Genomic DNA, 16,666 nt, shown 5'->3' with positions numbered 1-16,666 from the left:
CGGTCGTTCGCGGGAGGAGGCAGCATCATGAAAGCAAAGGATTTATTAATCATAGTTGGAATTATCGGAATCGTGCTCATGATGATTATCCCGATCCCGATCTTCCTAATCGACCTGTTGCTTATTCTCAACATTTCGATCGCGCTGATGATTCTACTCGTTGCGATGAATACGAAAGAAGCTTTGGATTTCTCGATATTCCCAGCAATCCTGCTCATTACAACATTATTCAGGCTTGCACTCAGCGTATCTACTACTCGAAGCATTCTCCAGCATGCTGAAGCAGGGGAAGTTATCGAGACTTTTGGACGCTGGGTAGGCGGCGGTGAAGTCGCTATCGGATTTATCGTATTCTTAATACTAGTCGTCGTTCAATTCATCGTTATCACGAAAGGCTCTGAGCGGGTAGCAGAGGTTGCTGCAAGGTTCACGCTAGATGCGATGCCGGGCAAGCAGATGAGTATCGACGCCGATCTGAATTCAGGTCTGATTAACGAACAGCAGGCGCGCGAGCGCCGTGCGAAGATCGAGAAGGAAGCCGACTTCTATGGCGCCATGGATGGTGCGAGTAAGTTCGTTAAGGGCGATGCGATCGCTACCATTATCATTCTTATTATCAACCTCATTGGCGGATTTGTAGTGGGTATGGCGATGCATGGTATGGGCTTTGCCGAATCGCTCGAAACCTTCTCGATTCTGACAATCGGTGATGGTCTAGTTGCACAAATTCCAGCGTTATTGATTTCTACTGCTGCCGGCTTGATCGTAACAAGAGCAGCTTCCGAAGGCAGTTTGGCAGATGATGTAACAGGACAATTATTCAGATATCCCAAAATGTTGTACATCGCGGCTGGCACCATTGCTGTACTCGGTCTTACTCCAATCGGACTGTTCAGCACGTGGCCATATGCGATCATCCTCGTAATTGGCGGCTATATGATGCAGAAGCGGCTTGTTCAGAAACAAGAGCAAGATGAGTTGCTGGTGGAAGAACAGCAGATTGAAGAAGTACGAAGCCCCGAGAGTGTTATCAGCTTACTGCAAGTGGATCCAATCGAATTCGAATTCGGTTATGGATTAATCCCATTGGCAGATTCGCAGCAAGGCGGAGACTTGCTGGACCGGATTATTATGATCCGTCGACAATGCGCCTTGGAGTTAGGGCTTGTCGTACCGGTCATACGGATACGAGATAATATTCAGCTTAAGCCTAACGAATATGTGATTAAGATTAAAGGAAACACTGTTGCGCGGGGGGATTTGCTCCTTAATCATTACCTGGCAATGTCTCCTGGGTTCGAAGATGATTCGGTCATTGGCATTGAGACGACTGAGCCGGCATTCGGACTTCCTGCGATCTGGATTGACGAAGCGATGAAAGAAAGAGCGGAGTTATCCGGATATACGGTTGTCGACCCACCATCGGTAGTAGCAACTCATTTGACGGAAATAATTAAACGACATGCACATGAGCTTATCGGTCGTCAAGAAGCGAAGATGCTGGTCGAGAACGTCAAGGAATCGTATCCTGCACTCATCGACGAATTGATTCCTTCTATCTTGACTGTTGGCGACGTGCAGAAAGTACTAGCTAAGCTGTTAAAGGAAAAAGTATCGATCCGAGATTTGGTGACCATCTTCGAGTCGCTTGCCGACCATGGACATTACACCAAAGATCCAGATATTCTTACCGAATATGTACGACAATCACTGTCTCGTCAAATTACTCAGCAGTTCTCTCCAGGAGGAGATACATTGAGAGTAATCACTGTAGGACCGCAGCTAGAGAAAAAAATTGCGGAAGCCGTGCAACAGACCGATCAAGGCAGTTATATTGCTCTTGATCCTATCTCGACACAGCAAATCTATCAGAAGATCGGTGAATATGTCAGCAGGCAGATCCAATCCGGTCAACAACCAATCGTACTCGCTTCGCCTACCATACGAATGTATTTGAGACAGATTATCGAACGTACGATGCAGGAAGTGCCGGTATTATCCTATAGCGAGCTAGAGCCTAATATTGAAGTCCAAAGCGTAGGAGTGGTAAATCTATGAGGGTGAAACGATATGTTGTGGGCGCGTTGCCAGAAGCCGTTTCGATGATACGGACGGATCTTGGCAGCGACGCGGTCATCCTCGAGACCAAGGAAATTAAAGTCGGCGGTTTCATGGGCATGTTCCGCAAGAAGAAGATGGAAGTCATAGCTGCAGTAGAGACTGGCTCGGCGAACCAGCAAGAAATCAATTCGCGCAAAGTTCAGCCAGATGTTTCAGCCATGGTGGAGCAAATATTGCAAACGGCACAACGGACTGGAGCTGCAACAGCCACTATGGAGCAGCCTGTAAGGCCCAAAGCCGTTCCAGCTAGCACGGCTGTGAATCCTTATCAAGAGCAGAATAGAAGCTATCAGGCTGCTATGAGTAACAACGCTCAACCTCAAGTTTCGACTAAGGCAACTGCCGTAGCAGACGCTCGGATGGAGAAGGAACAATTCATCATCAACGAGATTCGTGATTTGCGCGAATATATGGTGAAGCTGACCAGATCTAGGCAAGAAATCGAATCGATGTCTGACTCGTTCATCGCGCTCAAGAATCGGCTGAATGTTCAAGAAGTAGATCCGATTTGGTCAGAGAAGCTAATTCAGGCGTTGTTGGAAGAAGAGAAGATGAAGGGTTCTACATTTACAGGTGAAGAGTTATGGCGTGAAGCTATGATTATGCTTGAGGAATGGATGAAACCATATTGCCATCATGGTATTCGGGCAGATGCAAGAGTGCTTTACTTTGTTGGACCAACCGGCGTCGGGAAAACGACTACAATCGCAAAGCTCGCAGCCGAATATACGATTAAGCAAGGGCGGAAGGTCGGCTTTATTACCTCTGATACCTACCGGATAGCGGCTGTCGACCAATTGCGTACGTATGCAAATATTCTCAATGTGCCGCTGGAAGTCGTTTTCTCGCCTATGGATTTGCCCAAAGCGTATCAAGCTCTTAGCAGCCAGGAGCTGATCCTAATGGATACAGCGGGCAGAAATTTCAGAAGCGAGCTTCATGTATCAGAGGTCAACAGTCTATTGCAGTCGAACGAGACTAGTGAAACCATACTAGTTGTTAGTTTAACGGGCAAGACGGCTGATATGGTCGCCATCGCCGAGAGATTCCAAAAGTATGGGGTTTCGAAAATCCTGTTCACCAAGCTTGATGAGACCTCGGCATTCGGTGCAATCTTTAATCTAGTAATGAATTTGGAACTTCATCCTACTTATATCGCCAGTGGACAGAATGTTCCGGATGATGTTGCAAAATTTGATAGCCGTTCATACCTATCCCTTCTGCTTGGAGATCCTGCTCATGAATGATCAGGCGGAAGCACTGCGATATTTGGTCAGGCAGCAGGAGGTTAACCGGCAGGATACTCGAATCTTGACGGTCACGAGTGGCAAAGGCGGTGTCGGTAAATCGAATTTCAGCTTGAACTTCGCGCTTGCTCTTAAACGGCAAGGTAAGAAAGTCCTTATATTCGATGCCGATATCGGAATGGCAAATATCGATGTGTTAATGGGTTCTTCTTCGACTTACAGTCTCTATCATTTGTTAAAGCAAGAAAAGACGATCTGGGATATTATCCAGCTTGGCATTGAAGGTATACATTATATCGCCGGCGGTTCCGGATTCAGAGATTTGCTTGAATTAACTTCAGATCAAATTGACCGATTCGCGACGGAAGTTGAGAAGTTGCATGGAGAATATGATGTGATTCTGTTTGATACCGGGGCCGGTTTATCCAAAGAAACCGTTCGATTCATCTCTGCAGCACATGAGACAATTGTCGTCACGACTCCTGAACCGACTTCGATTACCGATGCTTACGCGCTAATCAAAATGGTGAAATCGATGGGGATCGACGCCAACTTTAAGCTAATCGTCAATCGCGCATCCGATCCGCGAGAAGGTAGAGAAACGGCTCAGAAAATTAGCTTAGTTGCAAGTCGATTCTTGCATTCAGAGCTCCCGTCACTTGGATATTTGCCGGATGATGTTCATGTATCCAAAGCTGTAAAACGGCAAATACCGTTTCTGATTGCTTATCCTGCTAGTGAAGCTGCGATTGCGCTAACGCGGATCGCTGAAGCCTACCTAGAGCTGCCGAACTCTGGAACGGAGAATGGCGGCGTCAGAGGATTTTTGACAAAATTGTTCAGACTAGCAAGGTAATCCTTTGTTGCTTGAGGAGGAAGGTGAATGGCTCCATATCGCGTATTGGTTGTCGACGATTCGGCTTTCATGCGTAAGATCATAAGTGATCTGATTGTACAGGATAGTCAATTCACGATAGTTGCGACGGCTTCCAACGGGATGGAAGCAATAGCTGCTGTGAGAGAACATCTACCGGATGTCATTACGATGGATCTGGAAATGCCCCAAATGAATGGGCTTGAAGCGCTTCAGCTCATTATGAAGGAGCATCCAAGACCAATCATCATGTTGTCTGGCATTAGCGAAGACAACACCCGCGACACAATTAAAGCTTTGCAATTTGGTGCATTTGATTTCATCCGGAAACCTTCGGCAATCGGCTCTGATAATATTCAGGCTGTGGGAGAACAGCTTCTGGACAAGCTTAGGACTGCTGCATTCGTTAAGACGAGCAAAGAGTTGCTATCGCAACGAAAGTCAGAATTGACGCCAACAGTAGCTCCATTAGACTACAGTGGACTAGTAGGACAAATAACAGCACAACGGAATGACTCAGCTTCCTTAGCCAAAAGTACTGCTTCCGTTCGAAAGAATGAAGTACCTATCCATTTGAAGCATTCAAGGTTGAGAGAAAAGGAAGTTTCGAATCTCGAATCCGACAGGAAAATTATCAAACCTCCTGCGAGTCTGAGTTCGCGACTAGGATCCGAACCGTCAGCTACAAGACCTTCAATAAAAAATGACATCAAGAACGTGTTGAAGTCGGATACTGAGGTTAATCCAGCATCAACACGGTTACATACAAAGGTAGGTTCGAATCAATATACACTCCGAAATGAAAGAAACGTTGACAATTCGTCTGCTGACAATGCCGATTTCAATCGATCTAGCAGCATAAAGTCGAGACGTGTTGGCGGCGAGGGTTTCCGTGATATTGTTGCAATTGGTACTTCTACCGGTGGACCAAAAGCATTGCACGAAGTGATCTGCTCCTTGCCGCAGGACTTTCCTGCACCGGTGTTAGTTGTTCAGCATATGCCGCCCAAATTTACGAAGTCTCTTGCTCAGCGGTTAGATAGTTTTAGCCCTCTAACGGTTGTAGAAGCTGAGCAAGGCATGAGAGTGAAGACCGGTTTTGTATATGTAGCTCCCGGCGGTCAGCATATGGAGCTAGAGAAACAAGACAATGGCTTCGTCATTCGGCTAGGGGAACAACCCCAGCGCAACGGTCACCGGCCATCGGTGGACGTGATGTTCGAATCGCTGGTGCCGTTCCACGAGCTGAATATCCATGCGGTCATAATGACAGGAATGGGAAGTGATGGCGCAAAGGGCATGAAGCTGCTAGCTGATCAAGGAGCAGCTTCGCTTATTGCAGAGTCGGAGGAAACATGCATCGTATACGGAATGCCTCGATCAGCTGTAGAAGCAGGCTCTGTACGAACCGTATTACCACTTGGACAAATTTCTTCCGAGCTAGTGAAAGCCATTAACAATATTGAATAGATTTGCGGAGTATGAACCATCATCCTATCAGGAGGTGCAAGTGAATGGATATGAATGCTTATCTGTCCATGTTTATCGACGAATCAAACGATCATCTTCAAGCCTTAAATGAAAATTTGCTTCAGCTGGAGGGCAGTCCTGAAGATTTGAGCATCGTGCAGTCGATATTCAGATCTGCTCATACGCTCAAAGGCATGTCAGCAACGATGGGCTTCGAAGATTTGGCTGCGCTCACTCACGAAATGGAGAATGTGCTTGATCTAGTCCGCAACAGTAAATTAAAAATGGATCCTTTCATTTTTGATACACTGTTCAAGGGACTGGACGCGCTCGAAGCAATGGTACAGGATATTGTCGGAGGCGGTACTGGTAAAGCAGATGTCACTTCTATTGTCGCCTCGCTGCAAAACATACTGAAAGGCGATTATAAGCTAGAGTCGGCAGCTGCTCCATCCAGCAAGCCCAATGCACAAGCAAATTCAGCTTCCGTATATTTGGATCAGTTCCAATCCTCCATCTTGCTTCAATCCATCGAAGCTGGGCAAAAGCCATTTTATGTTCAAGTAAGTCTGGAAGAGAGCTGTGTGTTGAAAGCTGCTCGTGCCTACATGGTTTTCGATTTGCTTGAACGAAATGGAGAAATTATTAAATCGGATCCGGCTGTCCAGGATTTGGAGCAGGAGAAGTTCGATCGATCGTTTTCAATCTTCACCATATCGACCTTGTCGACGGAACAGCTCACAGAGCAAATTCAGAACATCTCTGAAATTGCTACCGTAACCGTTACACCACTAGACGCTGAGACGCTGGACTCTCTAACTGCTGCACCAGCTGCAGCCGCAGTTGAAGCTCCTGAGAAGCCAGTTGAGCAGGCAACGCCAGCACAGAGTAATAACGAGCAAGACACTGCGCGCAAAACACAGGCAACAGCGCAATCGGCACCTGCGGCCATGAACAAGACAATTCGGGTGGACATCGATCGGCTTGATACGCTTATGAACTTATTCAGCGAATTATTAATTGATAGAGTGCGTCTGGAGCAGCTCGCAAGCGAGATTAAGCGGAACGAGTTGACCGAAACGGTAGAGCATATGTCACGCGTAAGCTCCGATCTGCAGAATATCGTACTTAAGCTTCGAATGGTACCTGTAGATTCGGTATTCAATCGTTTCCCTCGACTAGTACGAGATTTGGCCAAATCTCTAAATAAGAAAATGGAGCTTATTATTACAGGCGCCGAAACTGAGCTGGATCGTACGGTTATTGATGAGATTGGAGATCCGTTAGTCCATCTGATCCGTAATTCAGGCGACCACGGCATCGAATCTGTAGCCGATCGAATTGCTGCAGGCAAACCAGAGACAGGAACGATTCATCTTCGCGCTTATCATAGCGGCAATCATGTTTTCATCGAGGTAGAGGAAGACGGTAGAGGGATCAATCAAGCGAAGGTTTTGCAGACAGCAATCAAAAACGGCGTCGTTTCGGAAGAACAGGCAAGTAAGCTGACTCCGGAAGAAATTCAAATGCTGATCTTTGCACCGGGCTTTAGTACCGCGGACAAAATATCTGATATATCCGGACGCGGAGTAGGACTCGATGTTGTAAAAACAAAGATTACATCGCTCGGGGGCAACGTGACAGTTACTTCGGCTGAAGGAAAAGGTACGAAGTTCTCTGTACAGCTTCCGCTTACTCTATCGATCATATCCGCGATGTTGATTAAGCTTGGCTCGGAGAAGTATGCAATCCCGTTATCATCGATTGTAGAGACAGGTATTATTCAACGCAGCAATATCTTAAATGTTCATGGCAATCAAATGGTCGAATTCCGCAATTCTATCATTCCTCTCGTTTCGCTCAGCGGCGTGTTGCAATCACCGGACTTCGATGAGCGTAATGAGCAAGAAACAGAAATTGTCGTTATTCGCAAAGGAGATAAGCTTGCTGCCGTCATGGTTGACGAGTTTATTGGCCAAAGTGAGATCGTACTTAAGTCGCTCGGCAAATACTTAAACCATATTTACGCCATTTCTGGCGCCACAATTCTTGGCGACGGTTATGTTGCACTTATAATCGATCCTAACGCATTGATCAAATAAGGAGGGTTTACCAATGGGAGAAGAATTGAAAGTCATCGTATTCGCGCTTGGTAAGGAAGAGTATGGAATCGAAGTAGACAAAGTGCGCACGATTGAACGTTTGATACCAATTACACGCGTCCCGAAAACAGCCTCGTTCATTAGAGGAGTCATCAATTTGCGTGGTGTTGTTGTACCTGTCATTGATCTGCGCGGCAGATTTAATCTTACCGAAACGCAATCGACTGAAAATTCTCGTATCATCGTTGTAGCAGTTAATGAGATGGAAGTTGGATTCATTGTTGATTCAGCTAATGACGTGATTGATATCGACACCGATACGATTGATAATCCACCTGAGATCGTAGGCGGCATTAAGGCCAAATATTTGCGCGGAATCGCTAAGCTCGGTGAAGGCAGACTTCTTATTATGCTTAATCTGTCCGAGGTGTTAAACCGAAACGAGATTATCCAGCTCGAGCAGCTGGAGGTATAGGAAGTGACCGAATTTAAATCCTTTGAAGCGTTTGAACTAGATGTACTGAAAGAAGTCGGCAATATCGGTGCCGGCAATGCGGCTACCGCCCTATCTACTCTGCTGAATAAGCCAGTGGATATGGCGGTACCGAAGGTAAGCTTGCTGCCCTTCGAGGAAATTGCCGAATTGGTTGGCGGCGCCGAACAAATCGTTCTTGCCGTTTTCCTGCGTGTAGAAGGTGAAGCGCCAGGCAATATGTTTTTTATTATTGAAGAAGCTTCTGCGAAACGAATGCTGAACCAATTATTATCGATCCCTCATGGCGAAGAGGTTGCTGAATATTCCGAAATGGAATTATCCGCCTTATGCGAAATCGGTAATATTCTTGCAGGATCCTACTTGTCGTCGCTGGCTGATTTTACACGACTTTCGATGGTGCCGTCTGTACCTGCAATTGCTCATGATATGGCAGGTGCCATCCTGAGTTACGGTCTTATGCAATACGGAGAAATGGGCGACTCGGCTTTATTAATCGAAACGACCTTTCTCGAAGACCACCAATCGTTGGAAGGCCATTTCTTCCTTATTCCCGATCCTGGCTCCTTCGGTAAAATATTCAAATCACTGGGAGTCGGTCAAGAATGACGGAACAAACAATGGTTAAGGTAGGTATGGCGGATTTAAATGTAGTAGAAGGCGGCATCTCAGTATTGAAAACAACTGGGCTTGGTTCTTGCGTAGGGCTTACATTGTATGATGCCACAACCAAGGTTGCGGGTATGGCGCATGTTATGCTGCCCTCGTCGGATATTGCGAGAGAAGCACAAATCAACTTGGCTAAGTATGCTGATACCGCAATTCCAGAAATGTTAAGCCGTATGAAAGCTCTTGGAGCTAAGATTGAAAGACTGGAAGCCAAGATGGCGGGTGGTGCGCAAATGTTCGCATTCGCAGGGCAATCGGATACACTTCGGATTGGTCCACGCAATGTGGAGTCATGTATCATTATGCTTGATCGACTGCGGATTCCAATCAAATCTCAAGATACTGGGGGAAATTACGGTCGTACGATTGAATTTGACAGCAGCAATGGAAAGTTGTCTGTTCGGAGTGTGCAGTTTGGAATAAAGGAGATATAAGATGCTTGGAACTTGGAGATGGAACGCGGGATTCGGAATAGCGGGAGTTGGATTGACCGTGATCTTCTCCTTGGGGAATAACCCTATATCCGTCATATTGATGAGATGTATATATGCTTTTGTTTCTTTTTTTATCATTGCTTTCATTGCGAGATTCGTTCTGGCTATCATCCTGAAGCCGCCAGGTATCGCACCGGAATTCTCTGACAGCGAATTAGCGGATCAGCGGGGAGTGGAGCTGGATTTGAAGACGCCGGACGAGTCTGAAGCGTTGAATCAGTTACTTAAGGAGCAGCTGCAGCCTCATACAATTCCTGCTCAGAAGCCGGTTCCTGAGCCTGCTACGTCTGGTGATAGCAACGGTTCGAACAGCTTTAAGCCGTTAAGTCCGCCTCAACTCGTATCTACTGCCGGCAAACAACCCGAAGAACTGGCGAAAGCCGTACGTCATCTGACAGGAGAGTGAGTCAATGCCTGAGCTGAAGACGCCTCATTTGACGAACATCCAGATGTGGCAAGCATGGAAAGAACATGGGGATATTGAAGCCAAAAAAAGTCTGATTGAAAATTATTTGCCATTAGTTGATTTCGTGACAAACCGGATGGCAATCGGATTACCCAAAAATGTGATTAAAGATGATCTGGCCAGCAACGGCGTAATGGGATTAATTGATGCGATTGAAAAGTTCGATTATTTGAGAGGGCTTCAATTCGAGACGTATGCTTCTTGGAGAATTCGCGGATCGATTATCGACGGACTGCGCCATGGCGATTGGGTTCCACGATCCGTGAGAGAGAAAGCGAAGCGTGTTGAAGATGCTTATCAAGTGCTGGAGCAGAAATTCATGCGGTCGGTTACGGATTCTGAAGTAAGTCATTATTTGCAAATTACAGAAAAAGAGTTTACGACGATGTTACAAGATATCTCAGTCGCATCGATCTATTCGCTTGAAGATCCCATCCGGGAAGAAGAATCCGAAACGAGAATGTCATTGCTTGTCGATGATCGAGCCAAAAATCCGGATCAAACGGTTCATGAGGTTTATTTGAAGGAATCGCTCATTAAAGGGATTGAACGATTGACTGAGAAGGAACGGACGGTCGTATCATTATTTTATTACGAAGAACTATCGCTCAGCGAAATAGCCGAGGTTATGTCGCTTTCACCTTCGAGAATTTCCCAATTACATTCGAAGGCGATTCTGCGCCTTCGCGGTGCTTTGGCTAAACATAAAGATCAATTAATGCAGCATTAGGAAGGGCGGAAGTCAGGTGGATAATCAGCAACTGGATTCTTATCTTCGAATACAAACCTCGGCAGACAAACTGTCTGCCTTCATTTCGTTCACTCGTATCACGGACGAATTTGCATGTTCGGCGGAGGAGCTGGATCGATTTGTCCGAAGCAAAGGAGTTATCCATGGTCTTCGTTCCGATATGCTGGTCCAAATCAGTCAAAATCCGCTTGCCTATTGCAGAGAACAAACGATTATTGCACAGGGTTCAAGTCCTATTCCGGGTAGGGATGGAATGATACGTTTTGTATTCGATATGAATAACGAAGATCGCCGCCCTACTGAAAGCGATGATGGCAAGGTTGATCTGAAGCAAGTGAACCAACTAAAGAACGTCAAGCGTGGTCAGTTAATCGCTGAACTGGTTGAACCAACAGCAGGTCCTGCGGGGAAGACGGTTACCGGTGAAGAAATACCACCGAAATTCGGCAAACGTGCTCGATTCAAAATTGGCAAAAACGTCGTTCCTAGCGGAGACGGTGTAGCGCTGTATGCCGCCATAGATGGATTGATTACCATAACGGATAAAGCCAAGATCAATGTGTTTCCTGTCTATGAAGTCAATGGCGATGTGGATTATCGAGTCGGTAATATCGACTTTGTAGGTACAGTCGTCATACGTGGTAATGTGCTGAGCGGATTCCGTGTAAAGGCATCCGGCGACATCCGAATTATCGGTGGTGTTGAAGGTGCTGAACTGGAGTCAGAGGGCTCTATCGAGATTACAGGCGGTATTATGGCGGGGAACAAAGGTTATGTCAAAGCAAACTGCAATATTAAGAGCTCGTTTATTCAAGATGGCAATGTGATTGCCGGCGAGGACGTGCTGGTTTCTCAAAGTATCATGCATTCGAATGTAAAAGCTGGGCATAGTGTCGTATGCTCAGGTGCGAAAGGGCTGATTGTTGGCGGTATCACCCAAGCGGGTGAGTCGATCTCAGCTAGAACAGTCGGCAATGCCATGTCAACGACAACCGTCCTCGAATCCGGTGTCAATCCTCAACTGCGGGACGAGCTGTTGGAGCTGCGTGGATCCATTAGAGCTTCAAACGATAGTTTGGATAAAACGGAGAAAGCGCTAGTTATTCTGGACCAAATGGCGGCAGCTGGTCAATTATCACCAGATCGATTAGCTATGCGAGTAAAATTAAGCGCAACCAAACGTCAAACGGTTGCCTCTATCGACGAGTCTAAAGCGCGAATGTTAGAAATCGAGAAGATGCTCGAGGACTCGGGGCGGGCGAGAATTGATGTTGGCGGCATTGTTTTTGGCGGGGTCAAAATCGTAATCGGTCGATACACCAAATTCGTAAAAGACAGCGCACAGCGCGTCTCATTCCGACTGATGGAAGGCGATATCGCGCTCGTGCCATATCAGCCATAACGAGAATTACGAATGGTTCGGCAATGGTGGAGGAGGAACTGAAGTGACATTTAAGCCATTAGATCTTCAAATGTCCATCCCGAGATTGCAAGAGTATAGCGGTCTGCAGCAACAAGCAGCCCAGAGACCGATCACTGAGCAAAATATGCTCGCCAATCAAATGCAAAAAAACACCGAGGAGCAGCGATTCCAGAGCGCTGCTGTGGAACAATCGTCCAACAATGGTGTAAAGGCCGATCAAGAAAGCGGCGGTGGAGCAGATCACAGCCAATCGGGACGTAATGGCCGATCCAAGGTGGAACAGCCAAATAATGAGGTTCCGGAGACTCCGCATCCTTACAAAGGGCATCGCTTTGACATCAAGTTGTAAAAACAGGAAAGGCGGCGAGCACGTTGGAGCCATGGCATTATATTGCTTTGTTGGGGGCTGTAGTAGCGGTTGGTGCGCTAAGTATGCCTAGAAACCGAGCAGCGAATCAGCCTGTTCAATCCGTGCAAAACATGGAGACGGCACTGGAGCAGTTTATGGAGAATATGGAACGGGATAACGATGATCTCTTGAAGCTAGTGGCCAAGTCACAGGCCGATGCCAAAGCCGAAGGGGAACGAAAGGACTCTCGGATTGCGGCGCTCGAGCAACGTTGCGAGACGTTAGACAATCAGTTGACCGTCACACTGGACAAATTGGCACAAACAGCTGCTACTCCCGTAAGTCATGTGAATTCCGATGCAGGCAAGGAGCTTGATTCTCGAACCATCTCCTTAGGGACATCTACAGCTGCAAGACCTGAATGTAACCTGACTATCGAAGAAATAGAGCGTCCTTCCTCTGTTGAGACAGCTCAGTCGAATACGATCGTCTCCAGATACTCGGAACTATTCTACTTATATGAGCAAGGCAAGTCGATCGAAGCAATCGCCAAAAAGTTAGGCATGAACAAAGGTGAGGTACAATTAATCATCGGGCTCGCCAAGCAGGAAGGGGCTGCCCATGTTTAACAAACGTTCATTTGTGTTAGGTGTTGGAGTTGGTATCATTATCGGCGCTATGCTTCTTCAGTTGTTCCGACTAGGAGAAGAAAGCCAGAATCAACTCGATGAGATCGGACAGCAGATCGAACAAGGAGAATTGCCTACTGCAACGATTGCACCTACAGAAACAACAGTTACTCAGCAGTCTCCTACACAGGAACCGGCACCGACAGCGTCTGCAGATGTCAAGGATGAGACATCGCAGGCCATACAGGAGCTGGTTCCATTCGTCGTTCGGATCGAACCTGGCACTAAACTTAGCGAAACCGCGGACATTCTTTTGGCTTCAGGAGCGATCGAAGACACAGCAGCTTTCATTAATGTCATGAAGTCTTCCGGGTTTGTAGTACGTGCCGGTTATTTTTTGTTCGAGAACGGATTGGTTGAGCCTGAAGAAGCGGCTGCAATTGTTTCAGGCACGCCGATTACAGCAGAAGAGTCCAAACAGTTCAATGGTGGTATAGAGTAAATCCTGCACGATATTAGTAAAAAGTCGTGTAAAGCTTGTTGCACCATGCTTTCGGATGTGATATATTAATTGACGGTGTTAAAAACACACGCCAATCAATTCCGTTGACGGTGCTTTCGCTCGGCGAAAGTTTCGACGGAAGATGCGAATGGCGGAGGGACACACAAAAAAACCATTACAGGAGGTGTTGAAGAAATGGCGGTTATTTCCATGAAACAGCTTCTAGAAGCTGGTGTTCACTTCGGTCACCAGACTCGTCGCTGGAACCCTAAGATGGATCGTTATATCTTCACAGAAAGAAACGGAATCTACATCATTGACTTGCAGAAAACGGTTAAGAAAGTTGACGAGGCTTACAACTTTGTTAAATCGATCGCAGCTGAAGGCGGCACTATGCTGTTCGTAGGCACGAAGAAGCAAGCTCAAGATTCGGTTAAAGAAGAAGCAGAGCGTTGCGGCAACTTCTACATCAACCAACGTTGGCTCGGCGGCACGCTGACTAACTTCCAAACTATTCAGAAGCGTATTGATCGTCTGAAGCAATTGGAGAAATGGGAAGAGGACGGTACTTTCGAGGTTCTGCCTAAGAAAGAAGTTATCATCCTTCGTAAAGAAAAAGATCGTCTTGAGAAGTTCTTGGGCGGCATCAAAGGCATGAAGGGCCTGCCAAGCGCACTCTTCATCATTGACCCACGCAAAGAGCGTATCGCAGTTGCAGAAGCACGCAAGCTTGGTATTCCAATCGTAGGTATCGTTGATACAAACTGCGATCCAGATGAAATCGACTACGTTATCCCAGGTAACGACGATGCAATCCGGGCTGTAAAACTTCTGACGGCTAAGATGGCTGATGCAATTGTTGAAGCTAACCAAGGTGAGCAAACAACGGCGTAAGCTGATTGCCGAACTGACAATTTAGTAAACAACAAAGGGTGGTCAGATGGTGCAAACCTCTCGCTACCCTTTTTTTTAACAAGATGAACATTAGGAATCCCAGGATATATAAACATTTAGGAGGGTTTTTCATGGCAGTTAGCGCTAGCGCGGTTAAAGAACTTCGTGAGAGAACGGGAGCAGGAATGCTCGATTGCAAAAAGGCATTGGACGAAACAGGCGGCGACGTTGATAAAGCGATCGCATTGCTTCGCGAAAAGGGTCTTGCTGCAGCAGCAAACAAAGCTGGACGTATTGCTACTGAAGGCGTTGTAGAGTCTTATATCCACGCAGGCGGCCGTATTGGCGTGCTTGTTGAAGTAAACTGTGAGACTGACTTCGTTGCTAAGACGGATCAATTCCGCGAATTCGCTAGAGATATTGCAATGCAAATCGCAGCTGCAAATCCGAAATTCGTTCGTCGCGAAGAAGTTCCAACTGAAGAGCTTGAGAAAGAAAAAGAAATCCTGAAAAACCAAGCACTCAACGAAGGCAAACCTGAAAAAATCGTTGAAAAAATGGTTGAAGGTCGTATCTCCAAGTACTACGAAGAGTACTGCCTGCTGGAGCAAAGCTTCATCAAAAACCCAGACAAAACAATCAGCGAGCTGCTGAATGAAAACATCAGCAAAATCGGTGAAAACATCTCGATCCGTCGTTTCGTTCGTTACGAACTTGGCGAAGGTCTAGAGAAAAAAGTCGACAATTTCGTAGAAGAAGTTATGGCTCAAGCAAAACTGTAATCCGAACGCGAGAGGCGGGGCGGGGCGTCCGCCCCGCCTCCATTTTTTTGCCGCAATTGCTGAATACAAATAGAAGGACCTCGTAAGAGGTGCGTGATGGAGGTTAACAAGTTGGAGCATCCTGTATACAAACGTATCGTGTTGAAAGTAAGCGGAGAGTCCCTGTCCGGCCAGGAGGGCTACGGCATTGAGGCGTCGGTCATATCGTCAATCGCCAATCAAGTGAAGGAAGTCGTGGCTTTAGGTGTTGAAGTGGCCATCGTCGTTGGCGGAGGCAACATCTGGAGAGGTATTGCCGGGACGGCTAAAGGTATTGATCGTGCCACTGCGGATTACATGGGCATGCTGGCAACCGTCATGAACTCGCTTGCGCTTCAAGACGCGCTAGAACAAATTGATGTGCCAACACGTGTTCAAACTTCGATCGCCATGCAACAAATTGCCGAGCCTTATATTCGCCGTCGCGCAATCCGTCATTTGGAAAAGGGACGCGTCGTAATCTTCGCTGCAGGAACGGGCAACCCGTTCTTCTCGACAGATACGACTGCTGCTCTACGCGCTGCCGAGATCGAAGCAGAGGTTATCCTTATGGCTAAGAACAAAGTAGATGGCGTATATTCAGCTGATCCATTCAAAGACGAAACGGCAGAGAAGTTCGAAGAGTTAACCTACCTCGATATGCTGAACCGTAATCTAGGAGTTATGGACTCCACAGCGTCATCTCTCTGTATGGACAATAACATTCCGTTAATCGTATTCTCGATTACAGAAAACGGAAATATTAAACGTGTTGTACTAGGGGAGAAAATCGGTACGATTGTGAAAGGAAGTGCGAAATAATGCCGCAATCCGTTAAAAAAAGCGCTGATGAGCGCATGGATAAAGCGATTGGCGCGTTCAAACGCGACCTCGCGACTCTACGTGCTGGCAAAGCCAGCCCTGCTCTGTTTGACCGTATTCAAGTTGAATATTATGGATCTTTGACGCCTCTTAACCAACTTGCTAATATTAATACGCCGGACAGCCGGACATTAATGATCCAGCCTTGGGATAAATCGTCTCTTGCGGCAATCGAAAAAGCAATCTTGAAATCTGACCTGGGTTTAACACCATCTAACGATGGTCTTTCGATCCGGATCTCAGTGCCGCCGTTAACGGAAGAACGTCGTTTGGATCTGGTCAAGAGCGCTAAGAAATTTGCAGAAGAAGCTAAAGTAGCGATTCGCAATATTCGCCGCGATGCCAACGACGATATCAAGAAGCTTGAGAAAACAGATATCTCTGAAGACGAATCCCGTCGCCATCAAGAGGATATTCAGAAGTCGACGGATAAGTTTATCGCAGAAGTCGAAAAAGTATTATCCGCCAAAGAAAAAGAGATCTTGGAAGTATAATTGGCG

Annotated in this window: 18 protein-coding genes; all 18 read left to right on the top strand. The window is 46.7% G+C overall.

Annotated features, from left to right (window positions below; genetic code table 11):
- Positions 1 to 27: 27 nt before the first annotated feature.
- The 18 genes from flhA to frr all read left to right on the top strand — a co-directional run bounded on the left by flhA (position 28) and on the right by frr (position 16,660).
- Positions 28 to 2,058, top strand: a complete 2,031-nt coding sequence (gene flhA, locus ACX1C1_RS21030; RefSeq protein ID WP_458954108.1) for a flagellar biosynthesis protein FlhA — start codon at positions 28 to 30, stop codon at positions 2,056 to 2,058.
- Entirely contained in the window at positions 2,055 to 3,368 is a 1,314-nt protein-coding gene (gene flhF / locus ACX1C1_RS21025) for a flagellar biosynthesis protein FlhF (protein WP_458954107.1), read from the top strand. Before flhA ends, flhF begins: the two co-directional genes overlap by 4 nt.
- A complete protein-coding gene (locus tag ACX1C1_RS21020) occupies positions 3,361 to 4,224 on the top strand; it encodes a MinD/ParA family protein (RefSeq protein WP_458954106.1) in 864 nt (287 codons plus the stop codon). Before flhF ends, ACX1C1_RS21020 begins: the two co-directional genes overlap by 8 nt.
- A gap of 27 nt (positions 4,225 to 4,251) precedes the next feature.
- Entirely contained in the window at positions 4,252 to 5,712 is a 1,461-nt protein-coding gene (locus tag ACX1C1_RS21015) for a protein-glutamate methylesterase/protein-glutamine glutaminase (RefSeq protein ID WP_458954105.1), read from the top strand.
- A 44-nt stretch (positions 5,713 to 5,756) separates the two neighbouring features.
- Positions 5,757 to 7,814 (top strand): chemotaxis protein CheA, encoded by a 2,058-nt coding sequence (locus tag ACX1C1_RS21010; RefSeq protein ID WP_458954104.1) that lies wholly within the window; start codon positions 5,757 to 5,759, stop codon positions 7,812 to 7,814.
- Between the two features lie 13 nt (positions 7,815 to 7,827).
- Entirely contained in the window at positions 7,828 to 8,289 is a 462-nt protein-coding gene (locus tag ACX1C1_RS21005) for a chemotaxis protein CheW (protein WP_458954103.1), read from the top strand.
- Between the two features lie 3 nt (positions 8,290 to 8,292).
- Positions 8,293 to 8,916, top strand: a complete 624-nt coding sequence (locus ACX1C1_RS21000; protein ID WP_458954102.1) for a chemotaxis protein CheC — start codon at positions 8,293 to 8,295, stop codon at positions 8,914 to 8,916.
- Entirely contained in the window at positions 8,913 to 9,410 is a 498-nt protein-coding gene (locus tag ACX1C1_RS20995; RefSeq protein ID WP_458954101.1) for a chemotaxis protein CheD, read from the top strand. Before ACX1C1_RS21000 ends, ACX1C1_RS20995 begins: the two co-directional genes overlap by 4 nt.
- A 1-nt stretch (position 9,411) precedes the next feature.
- Positions 9,412 to 9,876 (top strand): hypothetical protein, encoded by a 465-nt coding sequence (locus ACX1C1_RS20990; RefSeq protein ID WP_458954100.1) that lies wholly within the window; start codon positions 9,412 to 9,414, stop codon positions 9,874 to 9,876.
- Between the two features lie 4 nt (positions 9,877 to 9,880).
- Positions 9,881 to 10,666: a FliA/WhiG family RNA polymerase sigma factor gene (locus tag ACX1C1_RS20985; protein ID WP_458954099.1), complete on the top strand. Its 786-nt coding sequence runs from the start codon at positions 9,881 to 9,883 to the stop codon at positions 10,664 to 10,666.
- Between the two features lie 16 nt (positions 10,667 to 10,682).
- Entirely contained in the window at positions 10,683 to 12,089 is a 1,407-nt protein-coding gene (locus ACX1C1_RS20980; protein WP_458954098.1) for a DUF342 domain-containing protein, read from the top strand.
- A 43-nt stretch (positions 12,090 to 12,132) separates the two neighbouring features.
- Positions 12,133 to 12,459: a hypothetical protein gene (locus ACX1C1_RS20975; RefSeq protein WP_458954097.1), complete on the top strand. Its 327-nt coding sequence runs from the start codon at positions 12,133 to 12,135 to the stop codon at positions 12,457 to 12,459.
- Positions 12,460 to 12,482: 23 nt separating this feature from the next.
- A complete protein-coding gene (locus tag ACX1C1_RS20970; RefSeq protein WP_458954096.1) occupies positions 12,483 to 13,088 on the top strand; it encodes a DUF6115 domain-containing protein in 606 nt (201 codons plus the stop codon).
- Positions 13,081 to 13,590: a hypothetical protein gene (locus ACX1C1_RS20965; RefSeq protein WP_458954095.1), complete on the top strand. Its 510-nt coding sequence runs from the start codon at positions 13,081 to 13,083 to the stop codon at positions 13,588 to 13,590. Before ACX1C1_RS20970 ends, ACX1C1_RS20965 begins: the two co-directional genes overlap by 8 nt.
- Positions 13,591 to 13,785: 195 nt before the next feature.
- On the top strand, positions 13,786 to 14,484 hold the full coding sequence (rpsB, locus tag ACX1C1_RS20960) for a 30S ribosomal protein S2 (RefSeq protein ID WP_068681116.1): 699 nt from the start codon (positions 13,786 to 13,788) through the stop codon (positions 14,482 to 14,484).
- Positions 14,485 to 14,615: 131 nt separating this feature from the next.
- On the top strand, positions 14,616 to 15,266 hold the full coding sequence (gene tsf / locus ACX1C1_RS20955; RefSeq protein WP_458954094.1) for a translation elongation factor Ts: 651 nt from the start codon (positions 14,616 to 14,618) through the stop codon (positions 15,264 to 15,266).
- A 111-nt stretch (positions 15,267 to 15,377) separates the two neighbouring features.
- Positions 15,378 to 16,106: a UMP kinase gene (pyrH, locus tag ACX1C1_RS20950; RefSeq protein ID WP_458957749.1), complete on the top strand. Its 729-nt coding sequence runs from the start codon at positions 15,378 to 15,380 to the stop codon at positions 16,104 to 16,106.
- Entirely contained in the window at positions 16,106 to 16,660 is a 555-nt protein-coding gene (gene frr / locus ACX1C1_RS20945) for a ribosome recycling factor (protein WP_458954093.1), read from the top strand. The genes pyrH and frr overlap by 1 nt, the downstream gene beginning before the upstream one ends.
- Positions 16,661 to 16,666 lie beyond the last annotated feature (6 nt).

Source organism: Paenibacillus sp. strain BS8-2 (assembly GCF_054483835.1).
The sequence above is the reverse complement of the archived record's forward strand: the minus strand, read 5'-3'. Positions and strand labels throughout refer to the sequence as shown.

Excerpts from the sequence above, each read along its gene's own strand:
- flhA (WP_458954108.1), top strand. The coding sequence starts at position 28 with ATGAAAGCAAAGGATTTATTAATCATAGTTGGAATTATCGGAATCGTG.
- flhF (WP_458954107.1), top strand. The coding sequence starts at position 2,055 with ATGAGGGTGAAACGATATGTTGTGGGCGCGTTGCCAGAAGCCGTTTCG.
- ACX1C1_RS20965 (WP_458954095.1), top strand. The coding sequence starts at position 13,081 with ATGTTTAACAAACGTTCATTTGTGTTAGGTGTTGGAGTTGGTATCATT.
- ACX1C1_RS20990 (WP_458954100.1), top strand. The coding sequence starts at position 9,412 with ATGCTTGGAACTTGGAGATGGAACGCGGGATTCGGAATAGCGGGAGTT.
- ACX1C1_RS21010 (WP_458954104.1), top strand. The coding sequence starts at position 5,757 with ATGGATATGAATGCTTATCTGTCCATGTTTATCGACGAATCAAACGAT.
- ACX1C1_RS20995 (WP_458954101.1), top strand. The coding sequence starts at position 8,913 with ATGACGGAACAAACAATGGTTAAGGTAGGTATGGCGGATTTAAATGTA.
- ACX1C1_RS20985 (WP_458954099.1), top strand. The coding sequence starts at position 9,881 with ATGCCTGAGCTGAAGACGCCTCATTTGACGAACATCCAGATGTGGCAA.
- ACX1C1_RS21015 (WP_458954105.1), top strand. The coding sequence starts at position 4,252 with ATGGCTCCATATCGCGTATTGGTTGTCGACGATTCGGCTTTCATGCGT.
- tsf (WP_458954094.1), top strand. The coding sequence starts at position 14,616 with ATGGCAGTTAGCGCTAGCGCGGTTAAAGAACTTCGTGAGAGAACGGGA.
- ACX1C1_RS21020 (WP_458954106.1), top strand. The coding sequence starts at position 3,361 with ATGAATGATCAGGCGGAAGCACTGCGATATTTGGTCAGGCAGCAGGAG.
- rpsB (WP_068681116.1), top strand. The coding sequence starts at position 13,786 with ATGGCGGTTATTTCCATGAAACAGCTTCTAGAAGCTGGTGTTCACTTC.
- ACX1C1_RS21005 (WP_458954103.1), top strand. The coding sequence starts at position 7,828 with ATGGGAGAAGAATTGAAAGTCATCGTATTCGCGCTTGGTAAGGAAGAG.
- frr (WP_458954093.1), top strand. The coding sequence starts at position 16,106 with ATGCCGCAATCCGTTAAAAAAAGCGCTGATGAGCGCATGGATAAAGCG.